At 51.5% G+C, this 21,125-nt stretch carries 15 protein-coding genes and 1 tRNA gene; 1 reads left to right on the top strand and 15 read right to left on the bottom strand.

The features are described 5' to 3' along the window. Positions 1 to 46 precede the first annotated feature (46 nt). From murB to AB1483_13040, 5 genes are all read right to left on the bottom strand, one after another. Positions 47 to 994, bottom strand: coding sequence for a UDP-N-acetylmuramate dehydrogenase (gene murB / locus AB1483_13060; protein MEW6413379.1), 948 nt, complete (start codon positions 992 to 994; stop codon positions 47 to 49). A 125-nt stretch (positions 995 to 1,119) separates the two neighbouring features. Continuing rightward, entirely contained in the window at positions 1,120 to 1,482 is a 363-nt protein-coding gene (locus AB1483_13055) for a DUF1844 domain-containing protein (GenBank protein ID MEW6413378.1), read from the bottom strand. Positions 1,483 to 1,526: 44 nt separating this feature from the next. Further along, positions 1,527 to 3,614 carry an ATP-dependent DNA helicase RecG gene (gene recG, locus AB1483_13050; protein ID MEW6413377.1) on the bottom strand — a complete coding sequence of 696 codons (2,088 nt, stop codon included), beginning with the start codon at positions 3,612 to 3,614 and terminating at the stop codon, positions 1,527 to 1,529. 75 nt (positions 3,615 to 3,689) lie between these two features. After that, on the bottom strand, positions 3,690 to 7,322 hold the full coding sequence (locus AB1483_13045) for a hypothetical protein (GenBank protein ID MEW6413376.1): 3,633 nt from the start codon (positions 7,320 to 7,322) through the stop codon (positions 3,690 to 3,692). A gap of 365 nt (positions 7,323 to 7,687) precedes the next feature. After that, positions 7,688 to 7,784, bottom strand: a tRNA-Sec gene (locus AB1483_13040). A gap of 216 nt (positions 7,785 to 8,000) precedes the next feature. Here AB1483_13040 and AB1483_13035 point away from each other — a divergent pair. Further along, the gene (locus tag AB1483_13035) at positions 8,001 to 8,186 is read left to right on the top strand and encodes a hypothetical protein (protein MEW6413375.1); all 186 of its coding nucleotides are present in this window, start codon (positions 8,001 to 8,003) and stop codon (positions 8,184 to 8,186) included. A 73-nt stretch (positions 8,187 to 8,259) separates the two neighbouring features. On the opposite strand, the gene AB1483_13030 is transcribed toward AB1483_13035, so the two are convergent. The 10 genes from AB1483_13030 to AB1483_12985 all read right to left on the bottom strand — a co-directional run bounded on the left by AB1483_13030 (position 8,260) and on the right by AB1483_12985 (position 21,118). Further along, complete coding sequence (locus AB1483_13030) at positions 8,260 to 9,198, bottom strand: cation diffusion facilitator family transporter (GenBank protein MEW6413374.1); 939 nt, start codon at positions 9,196 to 9,198, stop codon at positions 8,260 to 8,262. 87 nt (positions 9,199 to 9,285) lie between these two features. Next, a complete protein-coding gene (gene bshB1, locus AB1483_13025) occupies positions 9,286 to 10,008 on the bottom strand; it encodes a bacillithiol biosynthesis deacetylase BshB1 (GenBank protein MEW6413373.1) in 723 nt (240 codons plus the stop codon). Continuing rightward, positions 10,001 to 11,131, bottom strand: a complete 1,131-nt coding sequence (gene bshA, locus AB1483_13020) for an N-acetyl-alpha-D-glucosaminyl L-malate synthase BshA (GenBank protein MEW6413372.1) — start codon at positions 11,129 to 11,131, stop codon at positions 10,001 to 10,003. Before bshA ends, bshB1 begins: the two co-directional genes overlap by 8 nt. Next, complete coding sequence (bshC, locus tag AB1483_13015) at positions 11,132 to 12,754, bottom strand: bacillithiol biosynthesis cysteine-adding enzyme BshC (GenBank protein MEW6413371.1); 1,623 nt, start codon at positions 12,752 to 12,754, stop codon at positions 11,132 to 11,134. Then, entirely contained in the window at positions 12,729 to 15,914 is a 3,186-nt protein-coding gene (locus AB1483_13010) for an efflux RND transporter permease subunit (protein ID MEW6413370.1), read from the bottom strand. Before AB1483_13010 ends, bshC begins: the two co-directional genes overlap by 26 nt. After that, a complete protein-coding gene (locus tag AB1483_13005; GenBank protein MEW6413369.1) occupies positions 15,911 to 16,936 on the bottom strand; it encodes an efflux RND transporter periplasmic adaptor subunit in 1,026 nt (341 codons plus the stop codon). The genes AB1483_13010 and AB1483_13005 overlap by 4 nt, the downstream gene beginning before the upstream one ends. A 34-nt stretch (positions 16,937 to 16,970) precedes the next feature. Further along, positions 16,971 to 18,341: a TolC family protein gene (locus AB1483_13000; GenBank protein ID MEW6413368.1), complete on the bottom strand. Its 1,371-nt coding sequence runs from the start codon at positions 18,339 to 18,341 to the stop codon at positions 16,971 to 16,973. A 24-nt stretch (positions 18,342 to 18,365) separates the two neighbouring features. Then, on the bottom strand, positions 18,366 to 18,965 hold the full coding sequence (locus AB1483_12995) for a TetR/AcrR family transcriptional regulator (GenBank protein MEW6413367.1): 600 nt from the start codon (positions 18,963 to 18,965) through the stop codon (positions 18,366 to 18,368). Positions 18,966 to 19,112: 147 nt separating this feature from the next. Next, on the bottom strand, positions 19,113 to 20,081 hold the full coding sequence (corA, locus tag AB1483_12990; GenBank protein MEW6413366.1) for a magnesium/cobalt transporter CorA: 969 nt from the start codon (positions 20,079 to 20,081) through the stop codon (positions 19,113 to 19,115). Further along, entirely contained in the window at positions 20,078 to 21,118 is a 1,041-nt protein-coding gene (locus AB1483_12985; protein MEW6413365.1) for a lysylphosphatidylglycerol synthase transmembrane domain-containing protein, read from the bottom strand. The genes corA and AB1483_12985 overlap by 4 nt, the downstream gene beginning before the upstream one ends. Positions 21,119 to 21,125 lie beyond the last annotated feature (7 nt).

Raw genomic sequence — 21,125 nt, 5'->3', positions numbered from 1 at the left:
ACATCTTAACTCTTTAGAAATTATACGATAACCGCTCCTCTCTTTTCTAAAACTCACCTATCTGTATTACCTCTTCCTCTAAGGTGATGCCGAACCTATCATAGACCTTCTTCTTCAGTATATCGGCCAACTGGCGGATATCTTTTGAAGTGGCGTTGCCCGTATTTACTATCATGTTGGCATGTTTTTCAAAAACAACCGCGCCGCCAACTCTCATCTGTTTCGCTCCAATCTCGTCCAGGAGTTTCCCCGCCGGCAATTTCCCGTATTTTTCCCGAGAATCCAAAACATTCTTAAAGAAACAGCCGGCTGTTTTTTCCACCGCGGGATGTTTCGTCATTCTGTCGCGAAGAATTTCCTTGACCTTACCCTCGATGGCCGTTTTCGTTCCCTCTTTCAACCTTATCACCGCCGAAGCGATAATCTCGCCGCTGCGTTTGAAATATGAATCACGATAACCAAAGCGGCAGTGGTCAGCGCCCGCCTTCCGCAAATCACCGGCAGTGTCAACGTACTCGACCTCCGAAACAACGTCTTTCATCTCGCCACCGTAGGCCCCGGCGTTACCGTAAATAGCTCCGCCAACTGTCCCCCAGATGCCGGCGGCGAACTCCATCCCGGTCAGAGATTTCTCCGTGGCAAAATCCACCAGCGATTTCAGATCTTCACCTGCGCCGCAGTTCACCGTCGAAACCTCAACAAGCCCAAGACCCCGGATGTCAACCTTCACAATCAAGCCGTCATACCCCCGGTCGGATACCAGGATGTTCGAGCCGCCACCGATAACAAAATACGGCATTTTCAACCTGCGCGCGGCCTTGACCGTACCCGACAGTAAATCCGCGGTTTTGGCGCAGATAAAATACTTTGCCGAACCACCGGTCCGGTAAGTCGACAGGGGAGCCAGTGGACGGTCAAACTCGACCATATCGCCGAAAGCCTCCTTAACGGCCGACCTTGGTATATTGGGGCTAACTCTAACCTGTTCAGTCATTTTCATCGGTCCTATATACCATCCGACGTTTCAAAACGCAAGCAATTTTGTTTTGTTATTGGCGGCAGGGCGTTCCTCTTCGCAAGGTTATACACCGCTACGCCCCAATCTTGCCATCAGGTTCACTATTTTTCTTCGTCCGCACCCGATTCGGGCGCGTTTTCGCCGGACTCTTTAGCCTTCTCCTCCGATGCCTTCGGGGATTCCCGCTTGCCATCGCCTTTCTTGGCTTCGTCCACGTAGTTTAGACGAAGCTCATAGAGCACATGCGTAAGCAATTTGCCCTCTTCTTCCGTAAGATTTCCTGCCGTCTTCTTCTGAAGCATATCCAGCATGTCGATTGAATTGCGAGCCATCGTGAGGTCGCGTTCGACCTTGCCGGTTATGGGTGAGACTATCTTACCCATCTGCTGCATCGCTCCCGCCTGAAGCGATAAAATCAGCTGAAAAAGATAAGCATCAATCTTGTCAAACGATTCTTCACTCATACACAGCATCCAGTTCTTATTTTAACTGCGTTATTGACCAACCGTTACCCCCCGCCAAGACTGACATCGCGGGAAGAGACATTACTTTCGAGATAGTTATAAAGTCTGCGGTATTCCGTGTCAAGACCAGACTGATTGGAGAACAGCTTCTCGAGCAGCTGACGAGACGACTCAATCAGGTCGCGATCCTGAGTGATTCGCGCCGTCCTCAACTCCGGCAGCCCCGATTGTCTCACGCCGAACATCTCCCCCGGCCCCCGGAGTATCAAGTCGGCCTCCGCGATGGCAAATCCGTCAGTCGTCGACGTAAAATACTCGAGTCTCTGACGTCCAATATCGGATATCGGCGGGTGAGCTATCGCCACCAGCGTAGCCTGTCTCGACCCGCGTCCGATACGGCCCCGCAATTGATGAAGCTGCGCCAGGCCGAATCGCTCGGCATGCTCAATAATCATAATCGTCGCGTTCGGATTATCCAGACCCACTTCAATCACTGTCGTCGCCATCAAAACATCCAGTTCGCCGTCCCGAAATTCCTTCAATGTCTTGTCTCGCTCCGCGGCTTTCACCCTCCCGTGAACCATCCCGACCCGCAATTCCTTCAACGCCCCGTCCGACAACTCCCTGTAGGCATCCTCAACATTCTCGAGTTCCATCTGCTCGGATTTCTCTATCAGCGGATAAACGATGAATGTCTGCCCCTTTTTGGCGGCCTCCTCCGCCACAAACTGATACACCTTATCGCGTACATCTTTCGTCCGCCACACCGTGCGCACCGTCTTTCTGCCGGCGGGCATATCCTTGATGGTAGAAATCTCCAGGTCGCCATAAAGTGTCAGAGCCAGGGTACGCGGAATCGGCGTGGCGGTCATAACAAGTAAATCCGGATTATCCCCTTTCTCATAAAGCTTACCCCGTTGTTCAACGCCAAACCGATGCTGCTCGTCTATTATTACCAGCCCAAGATTGTCGAAAGAGACATAATCATAAATCAAAGCATGCGTCCCGAACAGAATCTTAACCTCGCCCTCGGCGCACCTTTGCGCTGTCGCTTTCTTCTCGGCCGGTTTGAGGCTCGATGTAAGCAGCGCCGATGTCACCCCCACCGCCGCCAGAGGCTCTTTCCAGACGCGATAGTGCTGCTCGGCCAGAATTTCGGTGGGAGCCATGAAGGCCGTCTGAAGCCCGTTCTCAGCCACATACAAAGCGGCCATTACCGCCACAACCGTCTTTCCGCAACCGACATCACCCTGAAGAAGGCGGGACATCGGGTGGTCCGAACGAAGATCTCCGATAATCTCCTTTGATACACTCTTTTGGCTCTCGGTAAGTGCGAACGGGAGGTTCTTGACAAACCGCTTCGTCACCTCACCCGGCGCCTTATAGTCACGGCTTTTGACCGTGCGCTCTTTCCGGTTGCGATTTTGAAACACCAGAAACTGAAAATTCAGAAGTTCATCGAAAGCCAGCCTGCGGCGGCTGACCTCAATTTCATCGCGATGTTCCGGATAATGGATCTTGCGTATCGCCCGGTCAAGAGTCGGCAAACCCTGTTTTTCACACTCGATGCGCGGCAGATAATCCGGCAGCGCCTCGCTTAAATTATCGAACACAAAAGTGGTCAGACGACGCATCCCCTTACTGTTCAGGCCGGCCTTTGACAACTCCGATGTCTGCGGGTATACCGGGATGATTCTACCCGCATGTATCATTTTGTCCGTGTCATCCTCAAGTCTCTCAAGGTCCGGGTGAATCATCTGCAGCCCCATGAAATAACTCACCATACCGGTAGCCGCGAACTTCTGACCCTTCTCGAACACCTTTTCCCAATAACGCACCCCCTGAAACCACATCAGGCTTATCCTGCCGGTATCATCCTGCAGAATTACCTCGTAACGCCGTCTCTTTCCGTGAAGAATGCCATGGGCTACCACCGTTCCGACGATCGTGGCCGATTCGTTCTGGCGGAGTTTCACAATTGGAACAATATTGCTTCGATCGAGGTAGTGCCTGGGAAGGTAATGGAGAAGGTCGCGCACACTGTGCATGCCATGACTGGCCATTGCCTGCGCCCGACGTGGTCCAACACCTTTTATATATTGAAGCGGGGAATCGAGTCTTATTTCTGCCACGCCTAAGTCTGTCTTCTTTTGGCCCGGATGTCAATTACAAAGTGCCAGCAGATACAAGCCCCTAGGGATTTCTTTCTACGGTTCTCTCAACCACTCGTCAAGTTCCTGCAGAACAATGAATTCTGCTTTGAAGGCCTCGTGGTGAGCTGACGGATAATTGTAAAGCGTCACAAACCCCCTCTTGACCTGCCAACCAGACTTGTCTGATACCCGAAAGTATTCGAGTATCGACTCCCTATACTGTTCAACAAATTTTTCCTTTTTGAGCAGCTTGGACAAATAGGACCTACTAGCATAAAAGAACTTCTGAAACTCCATGTTATTGTCGTAAGGCGAACTCCTTTTCAGCCTGTGTTTTACCTCAAGTATGAATAGGTGCTTAATCTTGCGATTTGCGGCCAAGATGTCTATTTCTCCACATTCAATACTGCCATCTCGCTCAACACCCAACGTCCTGTATTTTCTTAGATTAGCAAGAACATTCGTAGGGCCAAGGGCCGCTCGTGTTACTTCGATCGCACTCCTCTCCAGCTCAGCTTCTATTAATGCTCGGTATTTGTCAATTTCGGACTGAATCACCTTGTCCTCAACGGTGTACGGAAAATCCCCCTTCGTCAATTTATCGAGCCACAGGTCGGACGCAAGCAAACAAAGTTGGTTCCCGAATAAGATATTCCCGTCGGTCACAATCAACGGTGACACATTCAATCTTTCCTTCTTGGTATTCATTCGACTCACAATTGGTAGGTTCGCCGGCTCAGAAGAGTCTGTAGGTAGAGACACGAAATCAATGACTTTTCTGGCAATAGCGCTGTCAAGGCCGCTGACGTGGGTGCAAAGGTACTGGACTAGTTTATCGCTAGAAATATAGGTTAATGGAGCTCTTGGGGTTTCGATGTCCGATTGCCCCAGTAGTCTCAAAATTCTCGGTATATGCTCAAGGGGGAATCCAAAGCGCTTCGTGAACGCGGCGTTGATGGCATCGATCGAATTCAAGAATAATTGATCTAAATCAATAGGGGAAACCTTGCGCCCGCGACGTGCGCGCACCTGTAGGTCAGCCTCTGCCAACATAAAGTTCTGGTAGCTATAAACCAAATTCTCCCTATGGTCGCGCAGCTCATAGGCATCGGTGATCTCTATGACATGTTCCTCAAGGCCGAAATTTATGTAGTCAAATATCAAGCTACTGTCGTAATAGACAATCGCAAGCGCCTGTAAATAGTTCCAGCCAATGGACGTAATCGCTCTAGTTCCACTTGGACTTATCTTAGCAATGAGCTGCACAAGCAATTTCGAGCAGAGAGCCAACTCGCTAATCCCCTCTTGCTTTTTGAGATACTCATTAACGAAGTCATACTGCACAAGTTTAGTGGAGTCTATATCTCTCTGGATATAGTTCGTCTCCCTTTGACCCTCGACACATTCTGCCTGGTAATAAGCGAATGGAAGAATTTCCGCTGCATAATCTTTCAACTCCAGTAAAATGGTCTGTCCGACAAACTTAAATATGCGCTCATTGATGTCAACTGCCCCCTTTCCCTTGTATATACCGGGAGGGACGCCTTCCTCCCTCAGGAACTTAGCAATTGATCTATTCACCATCATGATCTCGGAATTGTACTGACTTATCGGTACACCGTAATCCCTGAGCTTAGGGTTCCTGACAGATACCGCATCAAAAGAATAGCCCTTAGTGGCCTGCCTGACTTCCTTATTGATAAAAGCGCGAGACTGCGTCTGCCTTTGGGCTTCTGGCACAAGAGGTGCTAAGTGACTTAGAAAACTCTCATAGAGCTTCAGAATACAATATCTCTCGCCATCGTTGTTGGGCGAATCGAACTTAGCTAATAATTTCTCGGGATCGTAGAAAACACAAGATTTCAAAACATTTGGGCCGCCGCTGCCGGTCCAGACATAAATTGGGTCATCGGAGTTGAGTCGCTCAAGACAAGGAACAAAGTGTCTCAAACCATCTTCTTTCACCACAATCTCTTTCGGATACAGTGCTAGGGTAAAGTTGGTGTAGTCCTTCCCTCGTTCCTCGAACAAACCGTGGAGGCTCGGCTTCAATCTTTGGAGGTAGTCCGCATACAGCGGACCCAATAACTTGCAATATGAACTGACAACATCGCCATCAATCAAGAAGCCGTTCAGAGGATATACGATTATCGCCCACTCGCAGAAGGTATTCTTGACGAGAAGACCGCCGTCCAAATAAGCCGTATCGACGAAGCTGTAAATGCCGTCGGCACTTTCCTCAAACCTATTGAATTTTTCGCCATAGCGGCACAACAGCCAGATAATACCGGGATCTTGGAGCCGACGATATTCTTTCGAATAGTAAAAAGCCTGCCAATCATGAGGTTGAAAGAGCACGTGCGTTGGCGACACACCTGTCGCAGGGAACGAGCAGTTGTTCTGGACGTAATAGGGCACTTTATCGAGATAATCCATCGCGATTACCCGCGACCGTAACTCCAAATTCCTGTTATCTCTGAGGAACTTGTGGAGCGAAACCGGCGAATCAAAGACCTCGAATAAACGCAGGATGTCTTCCCAACTGAGAATAGTTGTTTCGTCCGGCATCGGCACGGTTCCATGAAAATCCAGTCCAGCGATGGCATACACGACAAAACCGTGGATCTCCAGCTCCGCCGGTGGCACTCCAATCGATTCAGGCCACTTTATTAGACCGATCGTCGCTTCGCGTTTTACACCCTTGATTCTACCATAAAGCTCATCAGCTGTTTGCTTAACTACATGCACGCAATCCGTCTTTCCCAAGACAAGCACAATCTTGAAGAGATAGAGTATGTTCCCATCGAAATGCGCGATAAAGTCGACATCCGTAGCAAGGTTTTGACCTTTCTGATTCTCGACTGACTTAACGTATCCTCTCAAGCCAAAGTGCCTAAGCCCCGAAGCGTGAAAACGTTTTCTCAGGTTTTCCGCCGCGCGCAGCCCAACAGCGTCGTCGCCCGCCAGAAATTCATTAGCTGAGCGATAAAAGCTCTGGAGATGAACCTGAGGCAGGAGAAAGTAACACTTATCATCGAACCGCACCTTTGTTTTCTCGAACAGCGAGAAAGTCTGCAACCTCGCAAGCACTTGCTCTGGCGTCACGTCAAAATCGGTTAGCTCGTACACCTCTCCTTCCCGCTGGCTGTAACTTGCCGACTCGAAATCGCCCCTGAAGGACTCATAGAACTTTTGCGAGGGTACGTAAACGGCCTCACTCTTCTCTTTTGATTCCCCGTCCGCAATAAGCTTTTCAATCAACAATGTCTGAAAGTTTAGACTGCCAAGGAATTCATACTCAAGGGCGTCCGCGTTTCCGTCTGTTCCTTCGTTAAATATTAAATCTCGAAATTTACAAAGTAATTCATAAGGCTTTTCATAAATACCATAGAAGAAATAGTAACGTCTTCCCCTGAGCACAAATGGTATCGTCTTTAGTTGATCAAAAGGGTGCCAATCCTCAACGGGAGACAGCAAGTGTTCTACTGCACAGTCAAGAAGGTCAACGACCCTCACGAAGTCTTCGCGCAGCAGGCGGCGATTCTCATAAGTCTCGTTGCGCAGAGACAGGAGGAGTGCTGTTAGGTACTCCAACCTCAACTGATAACGCTGATTGTTGGGATGAATTGAGGTTATCTGCGCCCAAAGAAACAACTCTTCCCGGTTGAATTCGGCCACTAGTTTCATTAGTTCTTCGAACCGCGCAGGTTTCCTCGGCACCCCCTCAACGCTACTAGTCTCACTGGACTCGCACCACGAGAGATTGTCACATGACGGACACCTCAGCCACTTGCTGTTGCCGGTGTGAGGGCTGGTGAAATCCGTCCAGGGCGTAATTTGAAACTTGTGCTGACACCTTTGACACAGATAAACTGTTTTGCGCGCATGCCACCTGACCGTTAACCACATCAGAACCGCAACTATAACAAGCAACCCCCCCGCCGGCAGGCTTGGCTTGAAAATTACCAGCAGAGCTGCCGCGATAAGAAGCAGCAAAAACGATGATCTCACGAACGCGAGTGTCTTAACTGTCACCTTAACCCCGTGGAATTTGGCGGAAGGGGTGGGAATCGAACCCACCGGGGACAAGACCTTTGCCCCCCACACGGCTTTGAAGGCCGGGATCGCCACCAGACGACATCCGCTTCCGTGTTCAATATATGAACAGCCGAACTCACTGGCAAATAGAGTTTTCCATGTGAATCAGCGCACACAAAACTTCCACAACCATCATTATCTATGCAACGGCCTTCCCATAGCAGGGCCAGATCGATTCCGTAAGCAATGTCATATCAACAACAAAAGGTGCAGGCCCCTGCTGGCAAACAAGTTGCTGTAAAATCGTCGGAAATGTGTGATTTAAAGATGATCAAGATATACTCTACACCTCAGGGCCTCTCGCCCTTGGAAAAGCCCTTCACTGCTGACGAGCACTCTGTCATGTGGGACGGCAGAGACACTCGGTACAATGCCTCCTCGGACGGCATTGCCCCGTATCGTATCATGACTGACACTTGTCTGGAATCCGCGCAGGAGACTCTGGTGAAATAGTGGGGTGTTGCCGTCAGCAGATTCGGCCGGGATTCACGCAGGGATTCCGGCCTTCATTTTTGCATCGAGGGAGCTATTCGCTCTTGATCTCCGGGTCAACGTGAATAATAACCCTGGTAACGTCGGAAATCTCATTGATAAGGTAATATTTTACTGTCGCCGCTATGCGGTGCCCCTCTCGCACGGTCAATTCCGGGTCAACTACTATGTGCATCTCGACGAATATCTGGCTTCCCGAATAGCGCGCCCGCACATCATGCACCTGCCATACGCCGTCTACTTTGCACGCAATCTCGACGAGTTGATTCAAGACCTCGCGATCCGGGGCCGTGTCCACAACCTGCTTCATCGCTCCCCAGGTCAGGTCAATACCGACTTTCAGAATGAAAATCGTGACTATCAGCGCCGCATAAGCATCGGCAAGGTACCAATCCGGATTCCAGTAAGCGGCCGTCAGGCCAATCAGCACCGCCACCGAAGTAAAAGCATCGGAACGATGATGCCACGCGTTGCCAATCAGAGCAAGACTTCTGATTTTCCGGCCCACTCTTACCGTGTACCAGTACAATGCTTCCTTGAGGACTATACTCGCGAAAGCCACAATGATCGCCAGCAGTCCCGGCGTTGATTCGCGATGTTCGTAGATAGATGTAACCGCGTTGTAAGCGATGCCCAGACCGACGACAAATAACGTGACGCCGACAATCATGCTGGATATAGTCTCGATGCGGGCGTGACCAAACGGATGGTTTTCGTCTTCCTCCCGGCGACCCAGCTTAAGCCCTATCAATACAACAAAATCACTGAACAAATCGGACAGCGAATGAACACCATCGGCTATAAGAGCCTGGCTGCGGGCTGTAACACCGACCGCTATCTTGACCACCACCAGCACCACATTGATCACCATCCCCGCCCATGTCACCCTGAGACCCGAAGTGAGCTCACGGCGCATCAGGGCCTCATGGTCGGGGGTACCGGCTGCTGGTATGTGTTGATTGTTATCTCCCAAACTGCTCTCCCTGGTGCGACCATCAATTGAATGGTCGGTTTTCAATATATGAAAACCGACATGGCGAGCAAGCTAATTTTCCCCGCGTTAAATCGAAGATACCGGCATTTTCTGCGGGTCATCAATCAGGATGTTTTCTCTAACAGTATAGGCCTCAGCATATTGGACACCCACCAATAACCCCAACTGGCGGGCGCGGGCACGCATAAACTCGTAGATATCAACCCCGGGCTGAAAAATCCTTCTCGCGTTATCCGGGTTATCGAATTGCGAACCGTAGGCTGCCACGGCCTCACACTTTTTCTCGAAAACATCAGAGATATCAAAAAGAAAAGAGTAGTCTGTATTTCTGAAATACGAGACGTAAATTATCTTTCGAGGTCGAAACGGCTCCCCCGTCAGGTTGGCCTTCTTTAAGCCGGCCAGAAAGCAACCATCGTAACCGACCTGATGGCAGGCGGCATGATCCGGGTGGCGCTGAGTCCAGTGCGGTAGAACGACCAGTTCCGGTCGGGTGTCGCGAATTATCTGTGCCACCTTAAGCTTAGTCTCCTGGTTGACCTCCACGGCGGAATCATTGAGGCGAAGATTCTCTCGATAAACCAGCCCCATCACCTTCGCGGCGATAGCAGCTTCCTTTAGGCGATCGCCTTCGTCGCCGTAACTGCCCATCTCCCCCTGCGTGAGATCCAGCACGCCGGTCGTGCGTCCCAGAAGCGACATCTTAATCAACAAACCACCGCACGTAATCTCCACATCGTCAGGATGCGCCGCGATGGCCAGTATATCAAGCTTTCCAGACTCAGCCACCAAGCACCTCTTTGTAGTAATTTTCGTATTCAGAAACAATCTTGTCGGCTCCGAACTTTTCCAGGGCCACCGATGCTGCATTTCGCTTGAACTCGTCAAGACGCTTCTTGTCCTTCAGAAGAGATACGCCCGCCCGCGCCATCGACGCCGTATCACCGATCGGCAACAAAAATCCGTTGCGGTAATCATCGACAACCTCAACCAGGCCCGTTCCGGTCGTGCCGATTACCGGAACTCCGCACGCTAACGCTTCCAGCGCCGCCAATCCGAAAGATTCCTCCTCCGACGGCAGTAAAAATAGATCAGCGCAAGGCAGTATTGCCTCTACCCGGCTCTGGTTACCGAGAAAATGCACCTTATCGGTAAGACGTCTCTTGTTTATCTGTCGCCGGGCGAGAACCGTATCGGGACCTTCACCTATGAGAAGAAGTTTGGCCGGAACCTGTTGGGATATCCTGTCAAAAATGTCTATTACGTCGAGCGTGCGCTTCACCGGACGGAAATTGGATACGTGCGCCAGCAGAAACTCATTGTCCTCGGCAAATTCGCTGCGATCACACTGCTTCTCCACCGGCCGGAACCGATGATTGTCTATGAAATTGTGAATCACCCTGATCTCTTTATCGATCGCGAAAACCTCCCTGGTTTCATCCGCGAGATATTTTGACACCGCCGTGATACCATCGGAAGCCAGAATCGAAAAGCGGGTGATGTCATAATACGACGGGTCCGAACCCACCAGCGTGATGTCGGTACCATGGAGTGTCGTAATTATCTTGGGGGCGGGTGTGCCGGCAGCCATCAGCAGTTGTTTAGCCAGGAAAGCACAAGCCGCGTGCGGAATCGCATAGTGTACATGCCAGACATCGATTTTGGTGTTGCGGGCAACCTCGGCCATCTTGGCCGCCAGTGTCAGCGTATAGGGAGGATACTTGAATAGCGGATACGCCGTCGTCTCAACACCGTGATACATCAGATTGGCCTGATAGCGATCAAGGCGAAACGGCAAAGCATATGAAATAAAATGAACTTGATGCCCCCGCACCGCAAGCTGCTGGCCAAGCTCGGTGGCGACTATGCCTGACCCCCCGGCCACGGGATAGCACGTTATGCCTATTACCATCTAATCTTGCATCTCCGACAAATAAACAAGTTGGTGCGCCATCTCTTCAGACTCCATCCTGTCGTAAATAAAATCTACGAAACCCCTACCGTATTTGGAAAGAAAATAGCTAATATTGACGGCTCTTTCCTGAAAGTTGCGGCCGGGCCGCAGGGCATCGTGCAGCCGATAAATTCTCTCCCTGGTCTCCTGGGACTTCTTCTTGTGCGATGAAAACACTTTGGCCTCAAACGCCTTAACATTATAATCGATTTTGCCCATAGTCTGTTCCGCGACTTTTCTGAGCGCGGGATCAAACTGCAAAGCCTCGTCAACAAACTGCTGAAAATGTTCACCCAGGCGACCGCGAAATTCATCGAACCTGCTCTCGATATCATCGGGGAAAGACCGGGCCAGCACCCTGTTAATCACCTGCTCGATATCGCCCGCCAGTTCTTCGAAGCCGATCCCGTGCTCCTTCATCATCTTCTCGAAACGCTTCTCGATAACCGTTATGCTAGGCCGCGCCCGATAATACGGGGCCGTCAGGTCAAAAATCTCGAATATTCCGTTTATCTGAGCCAGATAAGCTATTTCAGCCCCCCCGCCCTTCTGGCTCACCACCGGGAAGAGATACGATTGAAGAACCGGTCGAGTCATCACATCCGGGGAGAATCTCTCCGAATGAGCATCTATTTCAGAAATCAATTGCTCCCTGGTCATCTTCATTTCCCCAACCATATAGCCGTCGCTACTGCGATGTATCGCCTTGCGCCCATCGTGCTCATAAAACAGATGGGTAGCGGTCTCATCCTTTTGGACCTGCAGATGATACCCGTAACCGCGCAACTGCTCATTCGTGGCGCTGAACAACGCACCGATCTCTTTCTCGTTTTCAACGATAGCCTTAAACAGCCTCGCGGCCCGCTGTTTTGCCCGCTTATCCCCCGGTGAGAAAAACACCAATCCAAAATCGGCGGTCAATTCAGCCATCATCTTACCGAAGGCGCTGACAAACGTCTCGCTGCCGGTATATGACCGATCAATCAGATCGTAAAGCTCGCCAGTGAAATCGGTTTCCCCGAGTGACTGCTTCAAAGAGTCCTTGGCTTTCGCAAGAGCGTTCTCGTCGACAAACACGACCTTCGACACCGAAACGGCCACATCCGGCGGGGTATCGTAGGATATCCGCGCCACCTCCGATGCTCGGTTGATAACGAAAGTGTGATTGACTTCCTCAAAATCGTGATCATCTCCGGCGATCCAGAACATCGGAACCACCGGTCGCCCCAACTGCCGCTCATACTCCGCGGCCGCCTTCACTACGGCCAGAGCCTTGTACATCACCAGAAGCGGTCCGCCGAATAAGCCGGCCTGCTGACCGGCAAAAACACACACCGCGTCATCCTTGCGAAGCTTGTTGATGTTCTCGAATGTCTTGCCTGAAGCCCTATAAAGCTGATTCTGGGCAACGAGAATATCCACCAAGGCGGATCGGTCATAATCCAGACCGTCCAGCCCGGCCGCTACCTCCTGAGGACCCGACGCATGGAAAAAACTTCTGGCGGGCCCGGAGCCCGTCAGAAAGTCAAGAAAGATGCTCGTGTAGCCCAGTGTTTTACTTGGCGCGATTATATTGCTCATCCATTTGTTCTGACGTTACCGCCTCAGATTGGGCGGAAGGTTCTTTCTTCTTGCTTCTGAACAGTCCGACAAAATCATCAATAAGAGTATACACGATCGGTACGACCACCAGCGTAAGAAGCGTCGATGATATCATACCACCTATAGCCGCTCGTGCCATCGGCGCCCTCAACTCCGCCCCGGGACCAAGCCCCAGTGCCAGAGGAAGCATTCCGAAAACGGTCGCAAAGGTCGTCATCAGAATCGGACGTAACCTGATTGGACCGGCCACCAGGACAGCATCAGTTCGGGAAACGCCCTTTGCCCGCTGCTGTTTAACAAAATCAATAAGCAGAATGGCGTTCTTCGTCACCAGACCCATGAGCATAACAATTCCAATCAGCGACATAATCGATAACGCAGTCCCGGTAGCCCAGAGCGCGAAGATGGCTCCGACCAGCGACAGCGGCAACGAGAACATGATTGAAAGAGGATCCCAGAATGACTCATATTGCGACGCCAGCACGAGATATATGAAGATAACCGCCAGAATCAGGGCGCTGTAGATGTTCTTGTTGGATTCCTGCCGGATCTCCTCTTCCCCGCCGGCCAGAATCTTGTAGCCCGGAGGTAAAGCAATATTCGAGACCTCGGCCATAATCGCCTGCGTCACCGAGCCCGCGAAAGCTCCCGCCGCCACGTTCCCGTTGACACGAACTTCGCTCTGCCTGTCATAGCGACGGAACTCGCCAATCGATGTTTCCTTCTTGAGCTTTGCCACCCTGTCAAGCGGCACCAGGAATACCTCCTGACCCGGGATTTTTTTGTCGCTCTCGACAAGAATACGTCCGACCTGATCAAGTGACTCCCTGAACCTGTCACCAAGTTTCACGCGGACGTCATATTCGTCGTTACCTTCCTTATAGCGGGTGACAACATCTCCCTCGACCAGCGCTTTAACCGTCATCGGTATGGCCGCCAGAGAAAGTCCGAGGTCATCGGCAATATTGCGGTTAACCTCAATCTGAATCTCGGGTTTCCCCTCTTCAAGCGTATTGTCGACATCCACCGCTCCCGGCTGATTTGCCAGAACTCGCTGCACCTGGTGGGCCAGCCGCGCGAGATCATCACGGTCATCACCGCGAATCGAAATCTCAATCGCTTTACCTCCGCCACCACGATGCTCCTCGGTGCCGATCGAATACTTTATACCCGCTATGGACTTCAGAAGCTTACGAGTCGAGTCAATAGCCTGCAGAGCGCCCAACTCCCGCACCGAGGCGTCAGTCAACAGAAACAGAACGTTTCCTTCCGTGACCGGACTGTTACCGGCGCCGATCGTGACCAGCGATGCCGTCACCTCGGGTATGTTCGTTTTAACGACTTTCTCAATCTGGGTCATTCGCGCCGCGGTTTCTTCAATGGTGGTACCGGGAGGCGTCTGAACCGTCACAACCATTTTCCCTTCGTCGGTACGCGGGAAAAACTCCGCCCCGACAAAAGGAACCATCACGATGGCTGCAATAAACGCCAGGGTCGCAACCACCATCACCAGCCAGCGCATCCTCAGCGAATAGGCCAACAAGCTCTTGTAGCGCGGGACAATCGCGTCAAACCCCTTGTTCCAGTAGTTCAACACGCCCAGTATTGAGGTCCATATCCCGCCTTTTTTGCCGGCCAGATCCGGCGCATGCTCCGGACTGCCGTGTGACTCTTTCAAAAACCGCGACGACAACATCGGCGTCAGAGAGAAAGCAACAAACAGCGATATCATCACCGCGAACGCCACCGTCATACCGAACTGATAGAAAAACCGCCCGACAATCCCCTCCATGAAAGCCACCGGCAAAAACACCACCACAATAGTGAATGTCGTCGCCATTACGGCAAGCCCGATCTCTTTGGTACCCTCAAATGCCGCCTTGAACGGCGACTTGCCCTCACTTAAATGCCGGTAAATATTCTCGATCACCACAATCGCATCGTCAATAAGAATACCCACTGACAATGACAACCCCAGCAGAGTCATCACGTTGATCGTGAAACCAAGCATCTTCAGCAGACTAAAAGTCGCTATGATCGATATCGGAATAGACAGACCGGTAATGATCGTCGGACGGAAATCCAGCAAGAACAGGAAAATCACAAACACGGCCAGCAGGGTTCCGATCAAGATGTTGAAATTGATCTCGTGAATCGAGTCCGTAATAAAAGTCGAGTTGTCATTCACGACGTGTATCTGGATATCGGGCGGGAGTTCCGCTTTGACCTGCTCGATGGTCTGCCTGGCTTTTTCAGCCATCGCAACCACGTTTGAGCCGGATTGCTTGACGATATTAAGACCTATCGATGTCTCCCCGTTAAACCGCGACATCGACCGCTGCTCGGCAATCGTATCCGCCACCGAGGCAATGTTGCGCAGATATACGGGCATACCTTCGACGTTCTTAACGATAATATCGCTGAAAGCGGCTACCCGATCCAGACGACCCATCACCCTGACGATGTACTCCCGCGACGACTCATCGATACGGCCGCCCGGCAGCTCCATATTGGCCGCCGCGATCGCCCCCTGTACGTCATTGATCGAAACCCCGTATGATTCCATCCTCTGCGGATTGAGCGAGACCAGAATCTCACGTTCGAAACCACCCACGATCTCGACATTGCCCACGCCGGATATTACCTCCAGCCTCGGCTTGATCCTGTCCTTGATCAACTGGGTAATGTCGCGCGGCGGACGACTGCCGGTTATCGCCAGCGACAAAATCGGAAAAGCGTCATTGTCATACTGGATGATCAGCGGCTCTTCAATATCCTCAGGGAGATCACCGCGAATAGTGGCCACCTTTTCGCGCACATCCTGAGCCGCCTGGGCGCCATCGACGTCCAGCTCAAACTCGACCACAACATTCGAGAAACCCTCTCTCGACCGGGATTGGATATGTCGCACCCCCGATATCGTGTTAACCGCCTCTTCAATAGTCTCCGTTACATCGGTTTCCACCGCCTCGGCCGATGCTCCCGGGTAAACGGTATTGACGATGACGAACGGGAAATCCACATCCGGCATCAACTCCACCGGAAGCTGAGTGTAAGAAAATGCCCCCACCACGAGAAGGGCGCCAATCATCATCGTGGCGAATACGGGACGCCTTATTGATATATCAGATAATTTCATCTCTCACCTTCACTCAGAGAAGCGATTTTGACGTCGAATCCATCATCGAGATAGTCCTGCCCGAGCGTGACAACCGTGTCACCAGCAGACACCCCCGATATAACCACCACGTGGCCGTCAATATCCGGACCAAGCTCAACCACTTTCTTGACCGCCTGTCCGCCAACAATAGTGAAAAGTGTCGGCTTATCCTCCAAAATCACTACCGAACGGCGTGGCACCGCCAAAACACCCTTCAAATCTTCAAGAACAATGCTTATACGAACAAACATTCCCGGCCTGTAGCTGCCGTCACTGTTGTCAATTAAAGCCTGTACCTCAAAAGCACGGGTAACCGGATCAGCCGATTTAGCCACCGTGATAACCTTTCCAAAAGCCGAACCCCTGGCGGTCTCCGATGAAACCACGACCGGCACACCAACCCTGAAGTAACCGATATCGTTGGGATTTACCCCGAACTTCACCCGAAGCTTGCCTGTCGATGCTACCGTCGCAAGCTTCTGGCCCACCCGAACAAAATCACCCTGGGTAACATCAACCGATGTAACCAGTCCTGCTATCGGCGTGGGAATATCCACCAGCTGCGAGACAGCATCGAACGACGCCTTCTGCACCTCGTAGTCGGTCCTGGCCGCGTCATACTGTGTCTCACTCACGGCTCCTTCCGCAAACAGATACTCCATCTTTTTGTAGTTCTTTTCAGCGTTGGCATAAAACGATTTGGTCTGAAGATAATTTGAGCTGGGACCGGTCTTATCCAGAGAAACCAGAATCGTATTGGCGGCTACGCTTTCACCTTCACTGACATTAACCTTCTCAACGGCCTCGGCAATCTTGGCGTAAATTACCGCCTGACGTTCACCCTCAAGCGAACCGGTAAACGTTCTCGTGACCTCGACATCACGCGGATTCAATATCTCGGCCTTCACCGAAATCGCGCGATTCTCCTCTCCTTTGGAAGTTTCATTCTGGCCGCACGAATTAATCGTGAGCGCCACCAGAGCAAGAAGTGCCAATCTCATAAAGTATTGTTTCATCGGATAACATTCCCACCAATTATATTGTTTCAAGAGTTGTAGCCTTTTTTAGCTGCGCCTTCGCCTGACGGAAGGAAAACTTCGCAAGAGCGAGCGCGTTTCTCGCCTGCGTCAGGGCCGTCTGCGCCGATAATACCTCAAGCTGTGTTCCCACACCCGACTCATAACGCAGATTGGCGATCTTCAGCCCCTCCTCCGCCTGCGCAATCGTAATCTCCTGCACATCGAGAGACTTTTTAGCCTGAAGCAAAAGATCATAAGCCTCTTCCACCTCAAGCTTGACCGCGTCACGCGTCTCCTGGGCCGCCAGTTTAGCCTGCTCGTAATCGGCGCGTGAAGCCCTCACGGCGCCGCGCGTCGCCCCACCCTTGAAGAGCGGTATGCTCAGGTTCAAACCGGCCGTCCACGCCGTCGCTTGGTTCTCGCTCAGCGTCAGATCATCCGACTGCGCCGACCAACTGTAAGTCGAAACCGCTTCCAGACTGGGGAAATAATCCCCCCGGGCAACACCGATCGCCTTCTCTGCTATCTCCGTAAGGCTCTCCGCCTGCCTCACCTCCGGACGCACCGCAAGCGCCGTGTCCGTCAGCGTGGCAAGCGCCGGCAAAGTGACAATCGAAGTATCATCGTCCGCTTCAACCAGCACGATATCCTCATTTAAGTCTATACCCAAAAACGACTTGAGGCGTTTTTGCGATAAGCGCAGATTGGACTGCGACGCCAGAATTTGCGGCATTAAATTCGATTTCTCTACCCTCGCCCTGAGTACCTCATACTCACTGACCATCCCCTGTGAATACGACTTCTCTACCATCTCCAGATTATAGCTGTTGGCCTCAAATGCCTTCTCCAAAACCTGAAGGTTTGACTGCTCTAGTATGGCCTGATAAAACAACAACTCGGCGTTGTATATAACCGACGCCCTGACCTCCTGGCTGATCTGCTCGGCATAGGCCTTGTAAAGCTTGGCTATTTTGAGGGCCTTAAACACCTTGCCACCTTTCCAGATTGACTGGCGAAGCGATAGCGAGGCCCCAAATTCGTTTTTGAACCCCGTCTTGAACTCGATTGTCTCGGCTCCCTCCGGGTTGAGAAAAAACGAACCCAGTTTCAGGTTACGATTGTAATGGCTCGAGGCTGTGATGTCCGGCAAAGCGTCCGCCCGGGCAGTCGTAATCTCGGTCTCCGCCTTGATCACATCCTCCTGCGCAGCCAGATACGTCCGGTTGAACTCAAGCGCCATCCGCCGCACATCGTCAATCGTCAAGGGCGTCGCGGCCCTGACTCCGGCCGCGAAAGTCAAGGTCACAGCCAGCAGGGCAGCCGCCCATCGCGCCCATATCCGTTTGACAAAACTGTCCAATTGAATCCCCATGGTTATCCTTATCATGATATATTCTTTCAATCTACCTGTCTACCCATCCGAGTTCCTCGTTATACCCTCCGCCACAAGCTTGTCAAAAAGCCTTATTTGCGCCGGGATATTAACACAGGCCGGGTAAACCGTCTTGCGAATCTGAAGACCGTGAAAAAGCGACATTATAAGCACGGCCAACTCCCGACGACGACTTTTACTCCCGAACCGACTCCCCATAGCCGCCACGAAAGTGTCAAGATACCGGTCAAACTGACGGTTCAACAGCTTACGCACTTTTGGCACCCTCATGGCTTGAATCCAAATATCGAAATGATTCTCCGAATCATGACGGACCCACGCCTTGTCGGTCGAGATCAAAATCTCCAGCATATCAGCCGGCGTTTTCGACTGGCCCAGGGCCTCCCGCATCCGCTCCAGACGCTCATCGGTGGTCCGCTTTATCAGACCGTACAAAAGATCCTCTTTGCACTTGAAGTGGTGGTAAAGGGCGCCCTTGGTAAGCCCGGCCCGGCGGGCTATCTGCTCGGTAGTCGTATCCCTGTAACCCTGCTTCAAAAACAGATCCCAGGCCGAAAGCAAAAGCTGATCTCGTCTCTCTTCAGCCGGCATTTTCGGACTCTGCTTTATCTTGCTCATTAAGAAAAACCCGTATAAAAAGTAAATCCATCAAAAAACCGGTTTAGATACTAACCGGTAGGTATCTAATCTACCGCTTCGATTCCGCCTGTCAATAACATTTATACGAATTGCCTGAAAAAAGTTGCGATTATGTTAGAATTGCGTTCAGAGCCACTTTTTCTTACGGAAGAAAATGACCAGGCCGGCCACTACCAGCAGCATAAACCCCAGAGCCACAAAATAGCCGTACTCCCAGTCAAGCTCCGGCATGAAATTGAAATTCATACCCCACAAACCCACCAGGAAAGTAGGGGGAATGAACAGAACGGTAAAAATAGTCAAAACCTTGATAATCTCGTTGGTCTTGGTCGAAACCGAAGAATAGTACACTTCCAGCGAGGAATTCAGAATCTCGCGGTGAACATCCGTTATATCGTTAATCCGCATAAGATGGTCATGAATATCGGCAAAGTAGACGCCCGCCACCGACGTAATCTGCTTGAACTGCTCCCGGCTGAATCGATGGAGAATCTCTTTTTGAGGCAGAACGATCCGTTTGAGGTGCACTATATCGCGACGTAACGTGAAGATTGACTTGATCGTGTCCTCGTCCGGCTCACCCAGAACATCATCCTCCACCTCATCGACCTCATACTCGAGAATGTCAAGCGTGGTATTATAATTGTCCACTACCGTGTCCAGAACGGCATGGAACAGAAAATCCGCACCCCGTCCGATGAGACGCTCATCCCGCTCTGCCCGGTGATACAAATAGTCGAATATGCGGTGTTCGTCGTAGTGCACTGTCACCAGCGCGTTGGCCGTCAGAAACAAGTCAATTTCCCCGACCTTCAGCCCCTCCTCCCTGCCTATGTAATCCACTATCTGAAACACTAAAAAGATATACCGGTCGTAAACATCGAGCTTCGTCCGCGGCTTTTCCGAAATAACGTCCTCGATTGCCAGCGGGTGAAACTTGAAGTCGTGCGTCAGGATATACGACTCCTCATCTGTCGGTTTGCAAAGGTCCACCCACAGATGCGAGTTGTCGACCGCGATCAGACTGTCGAAATCCGCGATCCCGTCATAAATCTTGACCCCGTCACCGGGCACATAGTGGAAAGATTTGATCATACTGTTTCCTCATCCTCCACTAAAGTACCCTCTTCCGACACTTTGTCAAATATATCCTGGTGCTCATGCTCGGATTTCAATTTCTGGATGGAGACTTTCTCCGACCTCAGAAAGATAAAGCCCAACGCCGATATCGGCAGAAGGTCAAGCAGGTGCAGCGCCAAAGCAAATAAGACAGCATCGCTGCGTCCCACCTCCGGAAAAGCCGCCAGAGAAGTACTCACGGCAAACTCGAAAGTCCCCGCATTCCCCGGCGTGATCGGAATCATCAAAGCCAGCGTGTTGATGATCATCACCGTTAAAGCCGCCTCCGGCAAATCGAAACCGAAAGAACGAAGCAGAAAATACACCACCAGCGTATGCGTTATCCACGACCCCAGCGAATAAGCGAGACTCCCCAGAAAATGCTGGCTGCTTCGAAGCAGGTTTATACCCTGGGTGAATGATCGAATGAATTTCTTCATGCCGATATAAGCCCCCGGCCAGCGGTCCCTGAGCTTGTCGCGCCCCATGTTTTCCAACGACTGCTGATAGTGCAGGATCAAATACAACAGAATAAGAACGACAACCACTATGGCTGAGATGATATATCCCGCCGGACGATACTTGTCGGGGAGCACAAACGCCAGCGAGGTTACCACCAGAACCAATATCAGACTGATGGCGTCAAAGAGTATCTCGAGCACTATGGTGGAAAAAACGAAGGTCTTGCGCAACCCCTCACTGCGGGCGAAAAGAAACAGACGTCCCACCTGCCCGGTCAAGGCCGGCATAACGATATTCAGCATCTGACCGGCTGAATACAGCGTAATCGCCCGGCCCCGGGGAATCTCTTTCTGCTGCGCCACCATCAGCCGCCACCGCAACGCCTTCGTTATGATAAAAGCGAACGTACACAGAATCGCGGGAACCAAAAAGGCCAAATCGAGCTTCTCAGACAATGCCTTTATTTCTTCCAGCCGCACGCCCCACAGACAGTAGCCCAGAAATGCAATCGCTATGATGATGCCCCAGAACTGTTTCTTCTTAAAAATCATAAAACCT

This window comes from Candidatus Zixiibacteriota bacterium (assembly GCA_040756055.1).
Lineage (GTDB): Bacteria > Zixibacteria > MSB-5A5 > GN15 > FEB-12.
The sequence above is the reverse complement of the archived record's forward strand: the minus strand, read 5'-3'. Positions and strand labels throughout refer to the sequence as shown.